The sequence below is a fragment of the Bacteroides sp. 44_46 genome, from assembly GCF_001915465.1.
GTDB classification, from domain to species: domain Bacteria; phylum Bacteroidota; class Bacteroidia; order Bacteroidales; family Bacteroidaceae; genus Bacteroides; species Bacteroides clarus.
In genome coordinates this window covers 184,080-202,983 of sequence record NZ_MNQO01000002.1, presented here as the reverse complement: position 1 = coordinate 202,983, position 18,904 = coordinate 184,080, and the positions used below count along the sequence as shown (strand labels likewise).

Sequence of the window (18,904 nt, the reverse complement as noted above, 5' to 3'; positions counted from 1 at the left end):
ATGAAAAAAAAGATTAAATACAGTCTGATAGGATTATTGGCGGTAATAGTCGCCGCCATCGCCGGTGGAAGTTATTATATGCTCGGTTACTCGCTGACGCCCAAAGAGAACAAAGGTAAGGATATACCCGGCTCGTACGAATATATGCGCCGTACATATCCCTTCATCACGCCATGGCTGGATAGTCTGCAAACCGCAGGCGCCCTGCGTGACACCTTTATCATCAATCCGGAAGGACGACAACTGCACGCTATTTTTGCCGCGGCCGCCCAACCTACCGATAAAACGGCAGTCATTGTGCACGGTTATACCGACAACGCCATCCGCATGCTGATGATAGGGTACCTTTATAATAAAGATTTGAACTACAACATATTCCTTCCTGACTTACAGGACAACGGCCTGAGTGAAGGCCCCGCCATACAAATGGGGTGGAAAGACAGGCTGGATGTACTGAATTGGATGAATATAGCCGACAGTATCTTCGGAAACAATACTCAAATGGTAGTGCACGGCATCTCTATGGGAGCTGCCACTACCATGATGGTATCCGGAGAACCGCAACGGCCTTTTGTAAGATGCTTTGTGGAAGATTGCGGCTACACCAGTGTATGGGACGAATTCTCCTTCCAATTGAAGGACATGTTCGGGTTGCCCGAATTTCCGCTGATGTACACTACCGGATGGCTGTGCAACGCCAAATACGGCTGGAACTTCCGGGAAGCTTCTTCACTGGAGCAAGTCAGGAAATGCAGCCTTCCCATGTTATTCATACATGGAGATGCGGATACATACGTGCCCACTTGGATGGTCTATCCCTTGTACGAGGCCAAGAGCGAACCGAAAGAGTTGTGGATTGTACCCGGGGCGACACACGCCATGTCTTACAGGGATTATCCGCAGGAATATACGGAGCGCGTAAAGAAATTTGTAGGGAAATACATCCATTGATGTGATTTTTCCTATCTTCGCCCCTACAAATACAATAGTATGAAACGATTTATCTCCATAGCACTTTTCTTGTGCGTGCTCGTTTCCTTGCAGGCACAAGAAATTTACACTACCCAAAACATTCCTAAAGTACATCTTCAGGACAAGACACGTTACGTTTGCAACCCTGCCGGCATACTCTCCGCTTCGGCATGCGATGAAATAGACCGTATGCTTTATGCATTGGAGCAGCAAACCGGTATTGAAACCGTGGTAGCCGTCGTACCTTCCATCGGCAACGAGGACTGTTTTGACTTCTCGCACCGATTGCTCAACGAATGGGGTGTGGGCAAGCAAGGCAAAAATAACGGACTGGTTATCCTGTTGGTAACCGACCAACGCTGCATCCAATTTTATACCGGATACGGTTTGGAAGGAGACCTGCCCGATGCCATCTGCAAACGTATTCAAACACGAGACATGATTCCTTACCTGAAAGACGGCAACTGGGATGCGGGTATGGTGGCAGGCGTACGTGCCGTATGCACCCGCCTTGACGGCAGTATGGTAAACGATTCGGATGAGGATGGAGGTGACTCCCCGATAGGATTGATTCTGGCTGTTGTCGGTTTCTTTGCCATCGCCATCGCGGCGGGAATATTGAAGACACGTGCCGCAAGCAAATGCCCGCAATGCGGTCAGCATAAGCTGCAACGGAGTAATAGCGTACTCGTTTCACGCCATAACGGAGTACGGACGGAAGATGTCACTTATACATGCCGTAACTGCGGACATAAGGTAGTACGCCGTCAGCAATCCTACGATGAGAATTACCGGGGCGGCGGTGGCGGTGGTCCTGTCATTTTCGGCGGTGGCTTCGGAAGAGGCAGTTTCGGGGGTGGCGGCGGTTTTAGCGGCGGCAGTTTCGGCGGAGGTATGGGCGGTGGCGGCGGAGCCGGTTCACGGTTCTGACCGGTACGGCCGAATGTCCTTTTGTAATAAAAGAATTGAGATTATATCATTAATAATAAAAAAAGAAGTATGAAGAAATCAACCATTATCATCATTGTTGTTATAGCCCTTCTCGCCATTTGGGGTGTTACCGGTTATAACGGACTTGTCACTATGGACGAAAATGTCAGCGGACAATGGTCGAACGTCGAAACACAATATCAACGTCGTGCCGACCTGATTCCGAATCTTGTAAATACAGTCAAAGGATATGCCTCTCACGAGAAAGAAACACTGGAAAGTGTAGTAGAGGCCCGCAGCAAAGCTACCCAAATGACCGTAGACGCCAATGACCTGACACCGGAAAAGCTGGCTGAATATCAAAAAGCTCAGGGTGCGGTCACTTCCGCTCTCGGCAAGCTGCTTGCCATTACCGAAAATTATCCCGACCTGAAAGCCAACCAAAACTTTCTGGAACTGCAAGCCCAGCTGGAAGGCACGGAAAACCGCATCAACGTAGCACGTACCAACTTCAACAATGCGGCGAAAAACTTTAATACAGCCATTCGCCGTTTCCCGAAAAACATCCTTGCCGGTCTTTTCGGCTTTGAGAAACGCGCTTATTTTGAAGCGGCCGAAGGTAGTGACCAAGCTCCTAAAGTAGAGTTTTAACACTTTATATTTTTTATACAAAGCTAAGGCTATAAGCGAAATAATCACTACTTTTGCGCTCAATTGAACAAACTTATTATCTCATGAGTAATCAACGATATATGATGAGAGGCGTCAGCGCGTCCAAAGAAGATGTGCACAACGCCATCAAAAACATCGACAAAGGTATCTTCCCGCAGGCTTTCTGCAAAATCATCCCTGATATTCTGGGCGGTGATCCCGAGTACTGTAATATCATGCACGCCGACGGTGCAGGAACCAAATCCAGTCTGGCATACATGTACTGGAAAGAAACAGGCGATCTCTCCGTTTGGAAAGGCATCGCGCAGGATGCGCTGATAATGAATATCGACGACCTGCTTTGCGTAGGTGCAGTAGACAATATCCTGGTATCAAGTACTATCGGACGCAATAAGCTGCTTATCCCGGGGGAAGTGATTTCCGCCATCATCAACGGAACGGACGAATTGCTTGCCGAACTCCGAGAAATGGGTGTGGGCGTATATGCTACCGGCGGTGAGACTGCCGACGTCGGCGACCTGGTACGCACCATTATCGTAGACTCTACGGTAACTTGCCGCATGAAACGTTCGGATGTCATCGACAATGCCAATATCCGTCCGGGAGATGTGATTGTAGGTCTGTCCTCTTGCGGACAAGCCACTTATGAGAAAGAGTATAACGGCGGTATGGGCAGCAACGGGCTCACCAGTGCCCGCCACGATGTATTCTCCAAATACCTGGCAGAGAAATATCCGGAAAGCTACGACAAAGCCGTACCCGATGAACTGGTTTACAGCGGAAAGCTGAAGCTGACAGACAATGTGGAAGGCAGTCCGTTGGATGCCGGCAAACTGGTACTCTCTCCCACCCGTACGTACGCACCGGTAGTTAAGAAATTACTCGACGCGCTCCGTCCCGAAATTCACGGTATGGTACACTGCTCCGGCGGCGCTCAAACCAAAGTTCTGCACTTTGTAGGCGACAATTGCCGCGTTATCAAAGACAACCTTTTCCCTGTTCCGCCATTGTTCAGGACTATCAAGGAACAAAGCGATACGGACTGGAGCGAAATGTACAAGGTATTCAATATGGGACACCGTCTTGAGGTATATCTTTCTCCCGAACATGCGGAAGAAGTGATCGCCATCAGCAAAAGCTTCAATATTGATGCACAGATTGTAGGACGTATCGAAGAGAGCGATAAGAAAGAGTTGATTATCAAGAGTGAATTCGGAGAGTTCAAATACTAATCCCGGCTTATCATCTCATCACAACATTACCACTTGAATTAAATGGCAGATAACAATACCATACTTGAGAAACTGGAAGGCCTCGTTGCCCGCTTCGAAGAAGTATCCACACTGATAACCGACCCGGCAGTGATTGCCGACCAGAAGCGCTATGTCAAGCTTACCAAAGAATACAAAGAACTGGGTGACTTGATGAATGCCCGCAAGGAATACATGCAGGTGCTGAGCGGCATTGAGGAAGCGAAAGAAATCATCGCCAACGAAACCGATGTCGAGATGCGTGAAATGGCCCGTGAAGAACTTGATGCCTGCCAAACACGCCAACCGGAACTGGAAGAAGAGATAAAGCTGCTGCTTGTGCCTGCCGACCCGCAGGATAGCCGTAACGCAATACTTGAAATCCGTGGCGGCGCAGGTGGAGACGAAGCCGCCATCTTTGCCGGTGACCTCTTCCGTATGTACACCAAGTATTGCGAGACAAAAGGCTGGAAACTGGATATATCCAGCGCCAACGAAGGCGCTGCCGGCGGTTTCAAGGAAATCATCTGCTCCGTAACGGGTGATAATGTATATGGCACGCTGAAATATGAATCGGGCGTACATCGCGTACAGCGTGTGCCTGCCACCGAAACGCAAGGACGTGTGCACACATCCGCCGCATCCGTGGCCGTACTGCCCGAAGCCGAAGAATTCGATGTAGTCATCAACGAGGGAGAAATCAAATGGGATACCTTCCGAAGCGGTGGTGCGGGCGGTCAGAACGTGAATAAGGTGGAATCCGGCGTACGCTTACGCTACAACTGGAAAAATCCGAATACCGGCGTCGTAGAGGAAATCCTCATCGAATGTACCGAAACGCGCGACCAACCGAAGAACAAAGAACGAGCCCTATCCCGCCTGCGTACCTTTATATACGACAAGGAACACCAGAAATACATCGACGATATCGCATCCAAACGCAAAACCATGGTTTCCACCGGTGACCGTTCGGCAAAGATACGTACTTACAACTATCCGCAAGGACGTATCACCGACCACCGTATCAACTATACCATCTATAACCTCGCCGCTTTTATGGACGGTGATATTCAGGACTGCATCGATCATCTGATTGTTGCCGAAAATGCGGAAAGACTGAAAGAAAGCGAATTGTAGTTATGAAAGGGCTATCAGTAGAGAAAGCGTTTCACACGGCTACCGAGGCGTTTCAGAATTGTTTGAAACGCTTTCCGGTTACGGTAACCTTTATCTTTGTATTCACGGCCTACCTCATCTATCTGACGTACACAGACTGGAAAGGCGAAGACCGGTTACTGTTCATCATCGGCTACTATCTGTCGGTAGGTATCCTGCTTTCGCTCACGCTCCATCTGTGGAGCGAGGAAGTAAAAAGCCGCCTGTGGAAAACAGGCATAAACCTCGCCGCACACGCTTTACTTATAGCCGATGCTTTCCTGCTCTATCATTATCTCACCACAGAAAGCTCCTGGATTGAAATCGGCATCGCCCATGCGGCGGCCATTCTTACCGTAGGACTCTCCACTTTCTTCCTTTCGTTCCTGCGTGAGAAGAATGACATCGCCAGCTGGAACTTTGCGCTGAACACTGTTTCGGCATATATCGTTACACAGGTGATAGGTCTTATCTTGTGTGCAGGCATCAGCTTGCTGCTGTTCTCCTTGCACCAGCTGTTCGATATTCATATCAGCGGAAAGTGCTACGCTTATATCTACTACCTGTGTAATGTATCGCTCGGTTTAATGCTATTCCTCGGATTGTTGCCGCAGGGAAACGACAAGCATAACCGGGAGCCGCATTCATCGGAATTCCTGAACGGTATTCTGCACTATCTGTTCCTTCCTCTTACGGCCGGTTATCTGATAGTGCTATATATCTATGCCACCCGTATCCTTATCAGTTGGGAACTGCCCATAGGTTGGGTATCATGGCTTATCGTAGCACTGATGACGGTATGTATCGCCGTCCAATTCGGGCTATACCCCACACGTTTTAAAGAAGGCAAGCGATTTGACAACTGGATTGCACGCTGGATGCCTGTACTGATACTGCCATTGTTGCTGTTGATGACAATAGGCATCATACGCCGGTTCAACGATTACGGCATCACCATCAACCGGCTCTATCTCGCTACGCTTAACGGTTGGTTCTATATTGTCTGCATCGGATTGTTCGTCATAAAAGCGCGGCGTATCAACTGGATACCCATTTCGTTTGCCGGTATCTTTTTGCTGACATCGGCATTGCCCGTCAATTATGCCGGCATTACAAAGAATACGATTCTTAAAGAGATAAAGGCCGAGATGCAACGCAGTTGCCGGGCGGATACTCCCCTCTCATTAGAGCAATATAAGGAGTGGATTTACTCGTTACCAGAAAAGCAGGCGATACAGATAAACGGTAAATTCAGATATCTGAGCAACTGGTTCGGTACGGAGAGCGTTACCCACCTGATAGACAAGGATGTGACATATAACCTCTATTCTGTGACAGCGGATATTGATACAGATACGATAGCCACCGACACAGATAGCGACAGAGTTACTTATAGCGGCGAAATCGACAGCCAAACAATCATCAATATTCCCGCAGGCTATACCCGATTTATCGCCATTCCCGACGCCGGTCTGTCCGGCCACCGTTTCACCATTCCCCGCCAATACCTCGGGAACGGGACATTACCCGTTTCACTCGATACCCGGACGGGCAATCTGCACGATAGCGTATACATCGAACTCAGTACATTGGAAATGCTGGAAAAAAGCAGCAAGCACGGACATATACCGCCTACCTCTTTCCGGTGTAACTCTCCCAAAAACCTGTTCATGCTGACTGCATTCGATATTCATTATGAAAAAAGCAGTGACGAAGATGTAAGAATGAGCATCAAGGGATATTTATTTAAAAAGTAAAACCATTAAACCAACAATTTGCGATATGAACAAACAACAACTCTTTGAGAATATAAAACGCAAGAAATCATTTCTCTGCGTAGGTTTGGACACGGATGTTAAGAAAATCCCGGAACACCTGTTGAAAGAAGAAGACCCTATCTTCGCCTTCAACAAAGCAATTATCGATGCAACAGCCGACCTGTGTATCGCCTACAAACCGAATCTCGCCTTCTATGAGAGCATGGGAGTAAAAGGCTGGATTGCCTTTGAAAAGACCGTAAACTACATCAAGCAGAACTACCCGGACCAGTTCATCATAGCCGATGCCAAGCGCGGCGACATCGGCAATACCTCTGCCATGTACGCACGTACATTCTTTGAAGAACTGGACATAGACTCGGTAACCGTAGCTCCCTACATGGGTGAAGACAGTGTTACCCCGTTCCTCACCTACGAGAATAAATGGGTTATCCTGCTTGCATTGACCAGCAACAAAGGTTCGCACGACTTCCAGCTGACGGAAGACAAGAACGGAGAACGCCTCTTCGAGAAAGTTTTGCGCAAGTCACAGGAATGGGCAAGTGATGAGCAAATGATGTATGTAGTGGGCGCCACCCAAGGACGCGCTTTTGAGGATATCCGCAAGATTGTTCCCAATCACTTCCTCTTAGTGCCCGGCGTAGGCGCACAAGGCGGTTCATTGGAAGAAGTCTGCAAATACGGTATGAACAATACTTGCGGACTGATTGTAAATTCCAGCCGCGGTATCATCTACGTAGATAAGACTGAGAATTTTGCAACTGCTTCACGCAAAGCCGCACAGGAAGTACAGGCACAAATGGCAGAGCAGTTGAAAGCGATACTCTGATAGAAGAACAATCTGCATTATAGCAACATCAGGCAGAGCCGGACAGACAATTTTCACGCTGCCGGCTCTGCCTGTTTTGTTTCCGTCTTACAAAAGCGAACGTCACTAATAGCTGTTTCTCACAATAGACCGATACACCGAACCATCTATATACAAACTAATAACATACGATTGCCAAATAATCCCATTAACTGGCAAAAATGTCAACATAAACACTTTTATCAGTCAATTTACACTACTTATAAACTATCATTTTAGTTAAAATATAAAAACACATTCACTGATAAATCACAGCACCTGAAAACAATTAGACCCAATTCGACAAATACGCCTAAATATTGATATAAAACACTATTATACAGATAATAACAAAACAAATAGATAGTGCAAACCAGTTATATTCCACCATAACAAACAAACGAAGTTACTGTAATAAAAAAGAAAATAATTTGAATAAGACCCATAGGAATCAACTTTATTTACACTACACTCATTGCATATCCAAAGATTTACCATATCTTTGCAGCCGGAACCATTTAACAGCATAGCGCCATAAAACACAAAAGGCCGCAGAGTTCCATTCTACATCACCGTTTCCATTCCCTACATATTTCGCTAAAAGCCCATTCTTCAATCAGTCATCATATCACACTAAAAATAACTATAAATGAAAATCAAACAATTAGCGAAAAGCGCATCATTCTTGCTGGTGGCAGGTTTTATCAGTTTTACTATTCCGTCGTGTAGCAGTGAAGAAGAAATCATCATCCTTCAGGATGTAAAAGTAAACAGTGAAAGCTTCAATCTGGCCGAAGACGGCAGTACGACCATAGAAGTCAAGGTAGTACCCGAAAATACTCCAATAGCCAAAGCCGTACTCAGCACATCATTATTCAATGAAAGCGGTGTTTTCGAAGTAACCCGACTCACTCCCAAAGGTAACGGTGTATGGCAGATAGCTGCAAAAGTAAAGGACTTCTCACGCATTCAAAACGGTCAGGACGTAATACTTTCCGTCTATCAGGAAGATAATATGTATATCCAAACCACATTGAAAATAAACGACCCATATAGCATCGAGGGTAAGTATACACCGGTCCATCCGCAAGCCTTTACTTTCTACAGTGCCGAAGACGGCAAACTGATGGAGATTCCGTTCATCATCACAGCCGACAACGCAGCCGACCTTGCCGCCATCAGCTACGACAATATAAAGGTAGTCAATGGCACCGGAAGCTCTACACCCAGCATAAGTATCACACATTTCGCAATAGCTCCGATGACAGGTAAAACAGGCTTCTATCTGCAAGTGGATAACGCCCAACTCGAAACGGTAAAAAAAGCCATCACAACCATCGCCTTTTTGGACTGCCGGGTTATGATAACCGGCCCTAACGGCCGTGTTGCCTATACTCCTGTGCGCCTCATTGTTTCTTCTCCGAAGTGCATCATCAAGGACGACCAACTCAGCTTGCTGCATACAGAATTGTCCGCCCCGGAGTTTAATAGACAAATCACCATAGATATGACCCACGATTTTTATCGTTTGGGCAAACAGAATGATAAAACAACCTTTGAGGCGTTTGAAAACCGAGGCTTGTATAACTCACAAGGAGAAATGGCAGATGCAGACCCTCAGTTCATTTCGTTGGGTTATACCACTCAGGGCAAAAATACAACATGTAACGTAACTTTAAAACATGATGCCACAATTCCTGCAATCGGCACTTACCACATGGTAGAACGCCTAAAAGGATATTGGGAATATGACGGAAAGAAATATCCGACCGTTTGTACAGACCTGCAATTCCAAATCACGATTAAATAAGCCTGACTATTCATCCGATAACCATAAGAAGAGATGAAACAGCGTTTCCTTGACAAAGACTGGTGGAAGAATACCACAGGTGCTACGGCAGGCACTATCATAGGTATCATTCTGACTTTCGGTACAACTTTCTATATAGAAAACCGCAATAAAGCCGAAATGGCCAGAAAGACCGTCATGATTACCTTGCACAACTTAGATTCCGCCATCGACACTATGGAAATGCTCTTGCAGGAGTTACAGAGAAGGGACAGCCTGTTCACGCGGGTATGTTCCCTCATGCCCGATAAGTATGAGCAGATGGGAAACGACTCCTTGATACTGTTTGTCAACACTTTCGGTTCACACCGCATGAACATAACGGATAATACCGCCGAGAGCATTTTCTCCAACAGTTTTGAGGTATGGCAATACTTGGACGATGAAAAAGTGATAGGGCGCATAGGCAACTGTTACAGCATCCTGCATGCCTGCTACGAGCAATACGATAAGATACAAAATCTGCGGATGGACGCTTTCCGCGCCTATTGGCACCAATATCCGCCCACAGATTATCCTAATCCGAAAGAAGCGTTTCTGGCACTCATACAGAGAAACGATGTGCGTTATGTATTGAGCGTACATAACACCGTAGTGCGATTGCTGGAACGCACGTACGGTATAATGCACCGGCTGAATGAACGTAACAAACAAGTATTGGGTATTCCGCAAGAGGAATTGGATGAAATAGGAAATCTGCTGGAACAGAATTCCTATGATTTATCGGGAAAGGAAAGCAAGTAGCGACAAAGGGTACGACGCTATATGCCGGCACCTGCAAGTCTCCCGGCATCACATTTTGTCATCTCCCGAAAACAAACTACCTTTGTTGCCAAATACTTAGCCATGTCCTACGAACGTAAAATCATCAACGACCCGGTGTTCGGGTTCATCAATATACCAAAGGGGCTGCTGTACGACATTGTACGGCATCCCCTTTTACAACGTCTTACCCGTATCAAGCAACTGGGATTATCCTCTGTCGTATATCCCGGCGCGCAACACACCCGGTTCCAGCATTCACTCGGAGCCTTCTACCTGATGAGCGAGGCCATTCAGCAACTTACAGCCAAAGGCAATTTCATCTTCGACAGTGAAGCTGAAGCCGTACAGGCAGCCATCCTGATGCACGACATCGGGCATGGTCCGTTCTCGCACGTATTGGAGAATACCATTGTCCAAGGCGTATCGCACGAAGACATTTCCCTGATGCTCATGGAACGTATCAACAAAGAGATGAACGGGCAGCTCACACTCGCCATCCAGATATTCAAGGACGAATATCCCAAACGTTTCCTTCATCAGCTGGTCAGCGGGCAACTGGATATGGACCGCCTCGACTACCTTCGTCGCGACAGCTTCTATACAGGGGTCACGGAGGGAAATATAGGCTCGGCACGTATCATCAAGATGCTCGATGTAAAGGACGACCACCTGGTGGTAGAATCCAAAGGCATCTATTCCATTGAGAACTTTCTCACCGCGCGCCGTCTGATGTACTGGCAGGTATATCTGCATAAAACGTCGGTTGCTTACGAGAAGATGCTCATCAGTACCCTGTTACGCGCCAAGGAGCTGGCCGGCAAGGGTGTGGATTTGTTTGCCCCGCCCGCGCTGAAGTTCTTCCTGTATAATGACATCAGCCGGGAAACATTCTATAACAACCCGGGCTGTCTGGAAAACTATATCCAACTGGACGACAACGACCTTTGGACTGCCTTGAAGGTATGGAGCGCCCATTCGGACAAAGTGCTTTCCACACTAAGCCTGGGCATGATTAACCGCAACATATTCAAAGTGGAAATCTCCACCGAACCGTTCAGCGAAGAGCGTAAAAAAGAAATCACCCGGCAAATCAGCAAGCAACTGGACATCCCCCTTTCCGAAGCCGGTTATTTCATCTCCACCCCCGGCATCGAGAAAAATATGTACGACCCGGCCGACGACAGCATTGACATCCTGTACAACGACGGCTCTACTAAAAACATAGCCGAAGCATCGGATATGCTCAATATATCCTTGCTATCCAAGAAAGTAAAAAAATACTACTTATGCTACCAACGTTTGCATAGATAAGTATAAAATATTCATCACAGGACAAGGATATATAAAAAAAAAGTCCGTTATTTGTGTTTTGAAACCATCTAACAACAATAAGACATGGAGTTCTCTGCTAAACAAATTGCAACATTTATCCAAGGAGAAATCGTTGGAGACGAGAATGTAACCGTACACACCTTCGCCAAAATCGAAGAAGGAATACCCGGAGCAATCTCTTTCTTATCCAACCCTAAATACATACCTTATCTGTACGAAACCCAATCGAGTATTGTCTTGGTAAACAAGGATTTCGTTCCCGAACAGGAAGTAAAAGCTACAATGATTAAGGTAGACAATGCTTACGAAAGCCTCGCTAAATTATTAAACCTTTACGAACAAAGCAAACCAAAGCGTACCGGTATCGATTCGCGGGCATACGTTGCCGAAACCGCAAAAATAGGCAAAGATGTTTACATTGCACCTTTTGCCTGTATCGGAGAGTACGCAGAAGTGGGAGACAATACGGTGATTCATCCGCACGCCACCATCGGAAGCGGCGCCAAGGTAGGCAGTGACTGTATCATTTACGCAAATGTAACCATCTACCACGATTGCCGCGTAGGCAACCACTGTATATTGCACGCCGGTTGCGTAATCGGTGCGGACGGATTCGGTTTCGCCCCTACTCCCGAGGGTTATGAGAAGATTCCTCAAATCGGTATCACCATATTGGAAGACAACGTGGAAATCGGCGCTAATACTTGCGTAGACCGCGCAACAATGGGAGCCACCATCGTGCACAGCGGTGTAAAGCTGGATAACCTGATACAGGTGGCCCATAACGACGAAATCGGTTCGCATACGGTGATGGCAGCCCAAGTGGGTATCGCCGGTTCCACCAAGATAGGCGAATGGTGTATGTTCGGCGGCCAGGTCGGTATAGCCGGACATATTCATATCGGCAACAAAGTGAACCTTGGCGCGCAATCGGGTGTTCCCGGCAATATAAAGGAAGGCAGCCAATTGATAGGCACTCCGCCTATGGAAGTGAAACCTTACTTCAAGGCGCAGACCGTATTCCGCAAATTGCCGGATATGTACTTTGAAGTGAACGCGCTTCGCAAAGAACTCAATGAATTAAAAAAACAATTAAATAAGTAACCAATGTTGAAACAAAAGACTCTGAAAGACAGCTTTTCGCTCAGTGGAAAAGGTCTTCACACAGGACTTGATCTGACCGTTACTTTCAACCCTGCTCCCGACAATCACGGATATAAGATTCAGCGTACCGACCTGGAAGGTCAGCCCATCATTGACGCTGTCGCCGATAATGTGACCGAAACGACACGCGGTACCGTACTCTCCAAAAACGGAGTGAAGGTAAGTACCGTAGAGCATGGTATGGCTGCGCTTTATGCATTGGGCATAGACAACTGCCTTATTCAGGTGAACGGTCCGGAATTTCCCATTCTGGATGGAAGTGCCCAATATTATGTCAACGAAATAGAACGCGTAGGCACGGTAGAACAGAGTGCCGTAAAGGATTTCTATATCATCAAGTCCAAGATTGAATTCCGCGATGAGGCGACCGGCTCATCCATCATCGTATTACCCGATGAGAACTTCAGCCTGAACGTGCTGGTATCCTACGACTCTACTATCATCCCCAACCAATTTGCCACATTGGAAGACATGACAAAGTTCAAGGATGAAGTAGCCGCCAGCCGTACTTTCGTATTCGTACGCGAGATAGAACCGTTGTTGCAGGCCGGACTTATCAAAGGCGGCGACTTGGACAACGCCATCGTTATCTACGAGCGCGAAATGCCGCAGGATGCTTACGACAAGCTCGCCGACGTAATGGGCGTGCCGCACATGGATGCCAAACAGTTGGGTTACATCAACCACAAACCTCTGGTATGGCCCAACGAATGCGCCCGCCACAAACTGTTGGACGTAATCGGCGACCTGGCTCTGATCGGCAAGCCCATCAAGGGCCGTATCATCGCCACGCGTCCGGGACATACCATCAACAATAAGTTTGCCCGCCAGATGCGTAAGGAAATCCGCCTGCACGAGATACAGGCTCCTACATACGACTGCAACCGCGAACCGATTATGGATGTAAACCGCATCCGTGAACTGTTGCCGCACCGCTATCCGTTCCAACTGGTGGACAAAGTAATCGAGATAGGCGCCAACTACATCGTAGGCGTCAAGAACGTAACGGCCAACGAACCTTTCTTCCAGGGACACTTCCCGCAAGAGCCCGTAATGCCCGGCGTATTGCAAGTGGAAGCAATGGCGCAGACAGGCGGTTTACTTGTTCTGAACTCCGTAGACGAACCGGAACGCTATTCCACCTACTTCATGAAGATAGACGGCGTTAAGTTCCGCCAGAAAGTAGTGCCGGGAGACACCTTGATTTTCCGCGTTGAACTGCTGGCCCCCATCCGTCGGGGTATCTCTACTATGAAAGGCTATGTATTCGTAGGCGAAAAGGTAGTGTGCGAGGCTGAATTTATGGCTCAAATAGTAAAAAACAAGTAAATTAATTATGATAAGTCCCTTAGCGTATATTCATCCCGAGGCGAAAATCGGGGAAAACGTAGAGATTGCTCCTTTTGTTTTCATTGACAAGAATGTGGTAATCGGCGATAATAACAAGATTATGGCGAATGCCAACATTCTGTACGGGTCGCGTATCGGCAATGGGAATACCATTTTTCCCGGAGCTGTCATCGGTGCCATTCCTCAAGACCTGAAGTTCAGAGGAGAAGAGACTACCGCCGAGATAGGCGATAACAATACCATCCGCGAGAATGTAACAATCAACCGGGGTACAGCCGCCAAAGGAAAGACAATCGTAGGCAGCAACAACCTGCTGATGGAGAGCGTACATGTGGCGCACGATGCCATCATAGGCAACGGCTGCATCATCGGCAACTCCACCAAAATGGCCGGTGAGATTGTAATAGACGACAACTCCATTATCAGCGCCAATGTACTGATGCACCAGTTCTGCCGCGTAGGCGGATTCGGGATGATACAGGGCGGATGCCGTTTCAGCAAAGACATACCGCCTTACATCATAGCCGGCCGCGAGCCTATCTGCTATGCAGGGCTCAATATCGTGGGGCTGCGCCGCCGCGGTTTCTCCAACGAAACTATCGAGGCCATTCATGACGCCTACCGCATCATCTATCAAAGCGGGCTGAACAATACGGAAGCTTTGAAAAAGATTGAGAATGAAATGGAAATGACACCCGAAATCAGCTATATTGTAAACTTTATACGTGAATCGACTCGCGGCATTATCCCTGCAAGTAAATAAAAAGTTAGCACTATGATATATAGATTTACTCTCATCTCCGATGAAGTAGATGACTTCATCAGAGAAATACAAATCGACCCGGAAGCTACGTTCTATGACTTCCACGAAGCTATCCTGAAATCAGCGGGTTATACCAACGACCAGATGACCTCTTTCTTCATCTGCGACGACGATTGGGAAAAGGAAAAGGAAGTAACCCTCGAAGAGATGGATGACAATCCGGAAATAGACAGTTGGGTGATGAAAGAAACCCAGGTCAGCGAGTTGGTAGAAGACGAAAAGCAGAAACTTCTGTATGTATTCGACTACATGACGGAACGTTGTTTCTTCATCGAGCTCTCCGAAATCATCACCGGCAAGAATATGACCGGAGCGAAATGCACCAAGAAAGCCGGGGAAGCTCCCAAACAAACCATTGACTTTGAAGAAATGGCGGCTGCCGGCGGTTCGCTCGACCTGGACGAAAGCTTCTACGGCGACCAGGACTTCGACATGGAAGACTTCGACAAAGAAGGCTTCGGCGGCCTGGACGAAGGTTCCGCCGATATTCCTTACGAAGAAGACAAATTCTGATAAACCGGTTCGGGCGAATAACAATTTGCTCCAATGATACTGAAATATCCTATGAGGATACATTCGTATCAAAGGATGCAACTGTTCTTCGCCCGAATTATTTTATTGCGACCTCATGAAAACATTGATAGTACTTATAGGCCCTACGGGAGTAGGCAAGACAGAACTCAGCCTCCGACTGGCGGAGCATTTCCGGACGTGCATCGTTTCCGCCGATTCACGGCAACTTTACGCCGACCTGAAAATCGGTACGGCCGCCCCTACCCCGGAACAATTGCAACGGGTACGGCATTACTTCGTCGGCACCCTGCAACTGACCGACTATTACAGCGCCGCCCAATATGAAGCCGAAGTACTGCAACTTCTTGAGCAACTCTATACCCGGCACGAAGTCGTACTCCTGACCGGCGGTTCCATGATGTACGTGGATGCCGTATGCAAAGGCATTGACGACATCCCTACCGTAGATGCCGAAACCCGGCAATCGATGTTACACAAATACGAAACAGAAGGCTTGGAAAACCTTTGCGCCGAACTGAAACTGCTGGATCCGGAGTATTACAAAATAGTGGATTTAAAGAACCATAAACGAGTAATCCACGCCCTGGAAATCTGTTATATGACAGGAAAGACCTATACCTCTTTCCGCACGCGGCAAAAAAAGGAACGCCCCTTCCGTATCATTAAAATAGGGCTCACCCGTGACCGTGAAGAATTGTACAACCGTATCAACCGGCGCGTAGAGCAGATGATAACGGACGGACTTGTAGAGGAAGCCCGCAGCGTCTACCCTCACCGCACGCTCAACTCACTGAACACCGTAGGCTATAAGGAAATCTTCAACTACCTCGACGGAGAATGGACACTGCCTTTCGCCATTGAGAAAATTCAGCAGAACTCACGCATCTACTCCCGTAAGCAGATGACATGGTTCAAGCGGGACGAAGAAATACGCTGGTTTCATCCGGAACAAGAAACGGAGATACTTGCATATCTCCGTTCCCAACTGTCATAAGTCCGCCCGCCAATCGGCGCAGACTGTAAAATCTTTCCCGCGCCTTTACCATCCGGCTATCGTCAAGGCAAAGCCGTGATTGTCTTTTTCAGCCTTATATCCTGGCTGGATGCGCCTATCATAACCTCAAACTCGCCCGGCTCCACCGTCCAGTTCATATTGCGGTCCAATATCTGCAAGTCCTCCGGTTTCAAAGAGAAAGTTACCTGCCTGGTTTCACCCGGTTTCAAGGATATCCTCTCAAAGCCGCGCAGTTGCGAATCGTAAGTAATGACGCTGCTCACCTTATCGCGCACATACAGCTGCACCACCTCGTCGCCCGCACGCTTTCCCGTATTCGTAACGTTGACTTTAACCGTATATTCCCCTTGCGTACGCTGCCGCAACGGAGATACTTCCAAATCGGAATAGGCAAACGTCGTATAGCTCAGGCCGAAACCGAACGGGTATAGCTCGCCGATGACGCGTGTCGCGCCCGAACCGTTGGGACCGGATTTCGGCTGGCTGCCATGCGAACCGGGTTTGAAAGGGAAGTTCAGCTCTATCTGTCCCACACTCTTCGGGAAAGTCACCGTCAGCTTGCCGCCCGGATTATGCTCGCCAAACAAAGTCTCCGCAATCACCGTTCCTCCCTGACAACCGGGGAACCACGACTCCAAGATGGCGGGAATATAAGCATTCGCCCAATTGACGGTGAGCGGCTGGCCGTTTATCAACACCAGTATCACCGGCTTTCCCGTCGCATGCAATGCCTCAAGCAATTGCTGCTGGCGTCCCGGCAAGTCGAGCGAAGTACGCGAACGGCTTTCCCCCGTACGATACTCGTCCTCACCCAGCACGGCAATGACTACGTCGCTTTCACCGGCTTTCGCCACCGCCTCGGCGATGCCTCGCTTTTCCCGCTCATTCATGGGTACGGGCAATATCTCCGTGGCCGGCCAGCCAGCGTCCACAATATCACAACCTTTGGCATAATCCACTTCGGCAACGCCTTTCAGATAAGCGCGCAGGCCGGCAAGCACGGTAACCGTCTCCAGTCCATTAGGGCCGTAACGGCTGGTCATGAAATTATCCTCATCAGCCAACGGACCTGTCACCAGCACTTTCTTTATCCGCTGTTTATCCAGCGGAAGAATATTATTCTCATTTTTCAGAAGCACGAGAGCCTGTTGCTGCATCTCCTTCACAAAATCCATATTCCGGTCTGCCCCGCCTACGTTATCGGCGGCTTTCGTATCGGTCACATAAGGCCGGTCGAACAGTCCCAAACGGAATTTCACCCGCAGCACTTCCGACACACGCTTGTCTATCGTAGCCATTGAAATCTTCTTTTCTTCCAGCAACCGGCGGATGGGCAGAATAAAATCGGAAGGCGGAGTAAAGTGGGTGCGCACATTCAAACCAGCTTCCAGCACCTGACGTACCGCCTCATCATAAGTATCCGCCACATGATGCTTGGACTCTACAAACTCCACGGCCTGGCTGTCGCTCACCACATATCCGTCGAAACCGTATTCCTCGCGCAGCAACTCCGTCAGAAAATAATAGCTGGCGGACACGGGCACACCGTCCCAATCGTTATAGCTGCTCATCACTCCCATAGGATGCGAGTTCTGAATAACTTTTTTAAAGGGATACAGGAAAAGTTCGTGCAACTCACGCGGAGCAACGTGCGGGTCGGTACGGCAATGCCCGTCACGACCGCCTTTGGGGACGCTGTAAACCGCATAATGCTTCAAGGTGGCGGCTACCCCCTGCGACTGAATACCGTTCACCATTTCCGTTCCCAAAGCCGCTATCAGAAAAGGTTCTTCTCCATAACACTCCAATGTACGTCCCCAACGCGGGTCGCGTACGACATCCAGTATGGGAGCGTACACATTGGTGTATCCCAACGCTTTCGCCTCCTGCCCGGCGATGACGCCGGCACGACGTACAAGCTCTTTGTTCCAGGTACTTCCGATTGCGATAGGGGCCGGCAACGGAGTGGCTTTGGTGTGGTTCAGTCCGTGAATACCCTCATTCGTGAAGTCAACGGGAATCCCCAAACGGGTTTCCTCCACAAACCAGCGTTGCACGGTATTGACAGCCTCGGCATGGTTGCTGAAAGGATACAATAAATCGGGAACCAGCGCGGACTTCTTTCCCACGCCATTCAGCATCTCATCGATATTCGCGATGCCGTCTTTCCATATTTCATTTTTCCAGCCGGCAACGGGCAGGGAGTCCTTTAGTACGCGCCCGTAGCCGTAAAGGGTTGCCAACTGGCAGGTTTTCTCCTCCACAGACATTTGGGAGAGCAGGTCGGCCACCCGCTTTTCAACAGGTTGGGAAGGGTCTTCGTAAATATCCTTCACCCCGTTCTTGTTGAAATCGATCCAACCTTTCCGATACATTTTCTTGTTTTGCGCCTGCACATTGCCGACGAGTCCCAGACACAGGACGGAAATACCGATAATCAGTTTGTGTTTCATGTATAAAATCAATAT

The 18,904-nt window shown here is 48.3% G+C and carries 16 protein-coding genes; 15 read left to right on the top strand and 1 reads right to left on the bottom strand.

Annotated elements, in window-relative coordinates:
- The 15 genes from BHV73_RS01965 (at position 1) to miaA (ending at position 16,415) form a co-directional block, all read left to right on the top strand.
- Positions 1–951: an alpha/beta hydrolase gene (locus BHV73_RS01965; protein WP_009122650.1), complete on the top strand. Its 951-nt coding sequence runs from the start codon at positions 1–3 to the stop codon at positions 949–951.
- Positions 952–990: 39 nt separating this feature from the next.
- Positions 991–1,902 carry a TPM domain-containing protein gene (locus tag BHV73_RS01960; protein WP_087412948.1) on the top strand — a complete coding sequence of 304 codons (912 nt, stop codon included), beginning with the start codon at positions 991–993 and terminating at the stop codon, positions 1,900–1,902.
- 69 nt (positions 1,903–1,971) lie between these two features.
- Complete coding sequence (locus tag BHV73_RS01955) at positions 1,972–2,553, top strand: LemA family protein (protein ID WP_009122652.1); 582 nt, start codon at positions 1,972–1,974, stop codon at positions 2,551–2,553.
- A gap of 83 nt (positions 2,554–2,636) precedes the next feature.
- The gene (locus tag BHV73_RS01950; protein WP_087412947.1) at positions 2,637–3,806 is read left to right on the top strand and encodes an AIR synthase-related protein; all 1,170 of its coding nucleotides are present in this window, start codon (positions 2,637–2,639) and stop codon (positions 3,804–3,806) included.
- Between the two features lie 42 nt (positions 3,807–3,848).
- The gene (gene prfA, locus BHV73_RS01945; RefSeq protein ID WP_087412946.1) at positions 3,849–4,961 is read left to right on the top strand and encodes a peptide chain release factor 1; all 1,113 of its coding nucleotides are present in this window, start codon (positions 3,849–3,851) and stop codon (positions 4,959–4,961) included.
- A gap of 2 nt (positions 4,962–4,963) precedes the next feature.
- On the top strand, positions 4,964–6,736 hold the full coding sequence (locus BHV73_RS01940) for a DUF4153 domain-containing protein (RefSeq protein WP_286736161.1): 1,773 nt from the start codon (positions 4,964–4,966) through the stop codon (positions 6,734–6,736).
- A gap of 25 nt (positions 6,737–6,761) precedes the next feature.
- The gene (gene pyrF / locus BHV73_RS01935; RefSeq protein WP_286736159.1) at positions 6,762–7,586 is read left to right on the top strand and encodes an orotidine-5'-phosphate decarboxylase; all 825 of its coding nucleotides are present in this window, start codon (positions 6,762–6,764) and stop codon (positions 7,584–7,586) included.
- 667 nt (positions 7,587–8,253) lie between these two features.
- Entirely contained in the window at positions 8,254–9,414 is a 1,161-nt protein-coding gene (locus tag BHV73_RS01930; protein WP_022219847.1) for a hypothetical protein, read from the top strand.
- Between the two features lie 33 nt (positions 9,415–9,447).
- Positions 9,448–10,197 carry a hypothetical protein gene (locus BHV73_RS01925; protein WP_087412942.1) on the top strand — a complete coding sequence of 250 codons (750 nt, stop codon included), beginning with the start codon at positions 9,448–9,450 and terminating at the stop codon, positions 10,195–10,197.
- A 102-nt stretch (positions 10,198–10,299) separates the two neighbouring features.
- On the top strand, positions 10,300–11,529 hold the full coding sequence (locus tag BHV73_RS01920) for an HD domain-containing protein (protein ID WP_286736157.1): 1,230 nt from the start codon (positions 10,300–10,302) through the stop codon (positions 11,527–11,529).
- Positions 11,530–11,613: 84 nt separating this feature from the next.
- On the top strand, positions 11,614–12,654 hold the full coding sequence (lpxD, locus tag BHV73_RS01915; protein WP_087412941.1) for a UDP-3-O-(3-hydroxymyristoyl)glucosamine N-acyltransferase: 1,041 nt from the start codon (positions 11,614–11,616) through the stop codon (positions 12,652–12,654).
- 3 nt (positions 12,655–12,657) lie between these two features.
- Complete coding sequence (locus tag BHV73_RS01910) at positions 12,658–14,043, top strand: bifunctional UDP-3-O-[3-hydroxymyristoyl] N-acetylglucosamine deacetylase/3-hydroxyacyl-ACP dehydratase (RefSeq protein WP_286736155.1); 1,386 nt, start codon at positions 12,658–12,660, stop codon at positions 14,041–14,043.
- A gap of 7 nt (positions 14,044–14,050) precedes the next feature.
- Positions 14,051–14,827 (top strand): acyl-ACP--UDP-N-acetylglucosamine O-acyltransferase, encoded by a 777-nt coding sequence (gene lpxA, locus BHV73_RS01905; RefSeq protein WP_009122663.1) that lies wholly within the window; start codon positions 14,051–14,053, stop codon positions 14,825–14,827.
- Positions 14,828–14,839: 12 nt separating this feature from the next.
- Complete coding sequence (locus tag BHV73_RS01900; RefSeq protein ID WP_022219844.1) at positions 14,840–15,400, top strand: IS1096 element passenger TnpR family protein; 561 nt, start codon at positions 14,840–14,842, stop codon at positions 15,398–15,400.
- A 115-nt stretch (positions 15,401–15,515) separates the two neighbouring features.
- Entirely contained in the window at positions 15,516–16,415 is a 900-nt protein-coding gene (gene miaA, locus BHV73_RS01895) for a tRNA (adenosine(37)-N6)-dimethylallyltransferase MiaA (RefSeq protein ID WP_087425104.1), read from the top strand.
- Positions 16,416–16,477: 62 nt separating this feature from the next.
- On the opposite strand, the gene BHV73_RS01890 is transcribed toward miaA, so the two are convergent.
- A complete protein-coding gene (locus BHV73_RS01890) occupies positions 16,478–18,889 on the bottom strand; it encodes a glycoside hydrolase family 3 N-terminal domain-containing protein (protein WP_286736153.1) in 2,412 nt (803 codons plus the stop codon).
- Between the last annotated feature and the right edge of the window lie 15 nt (positions 18,890–18,904).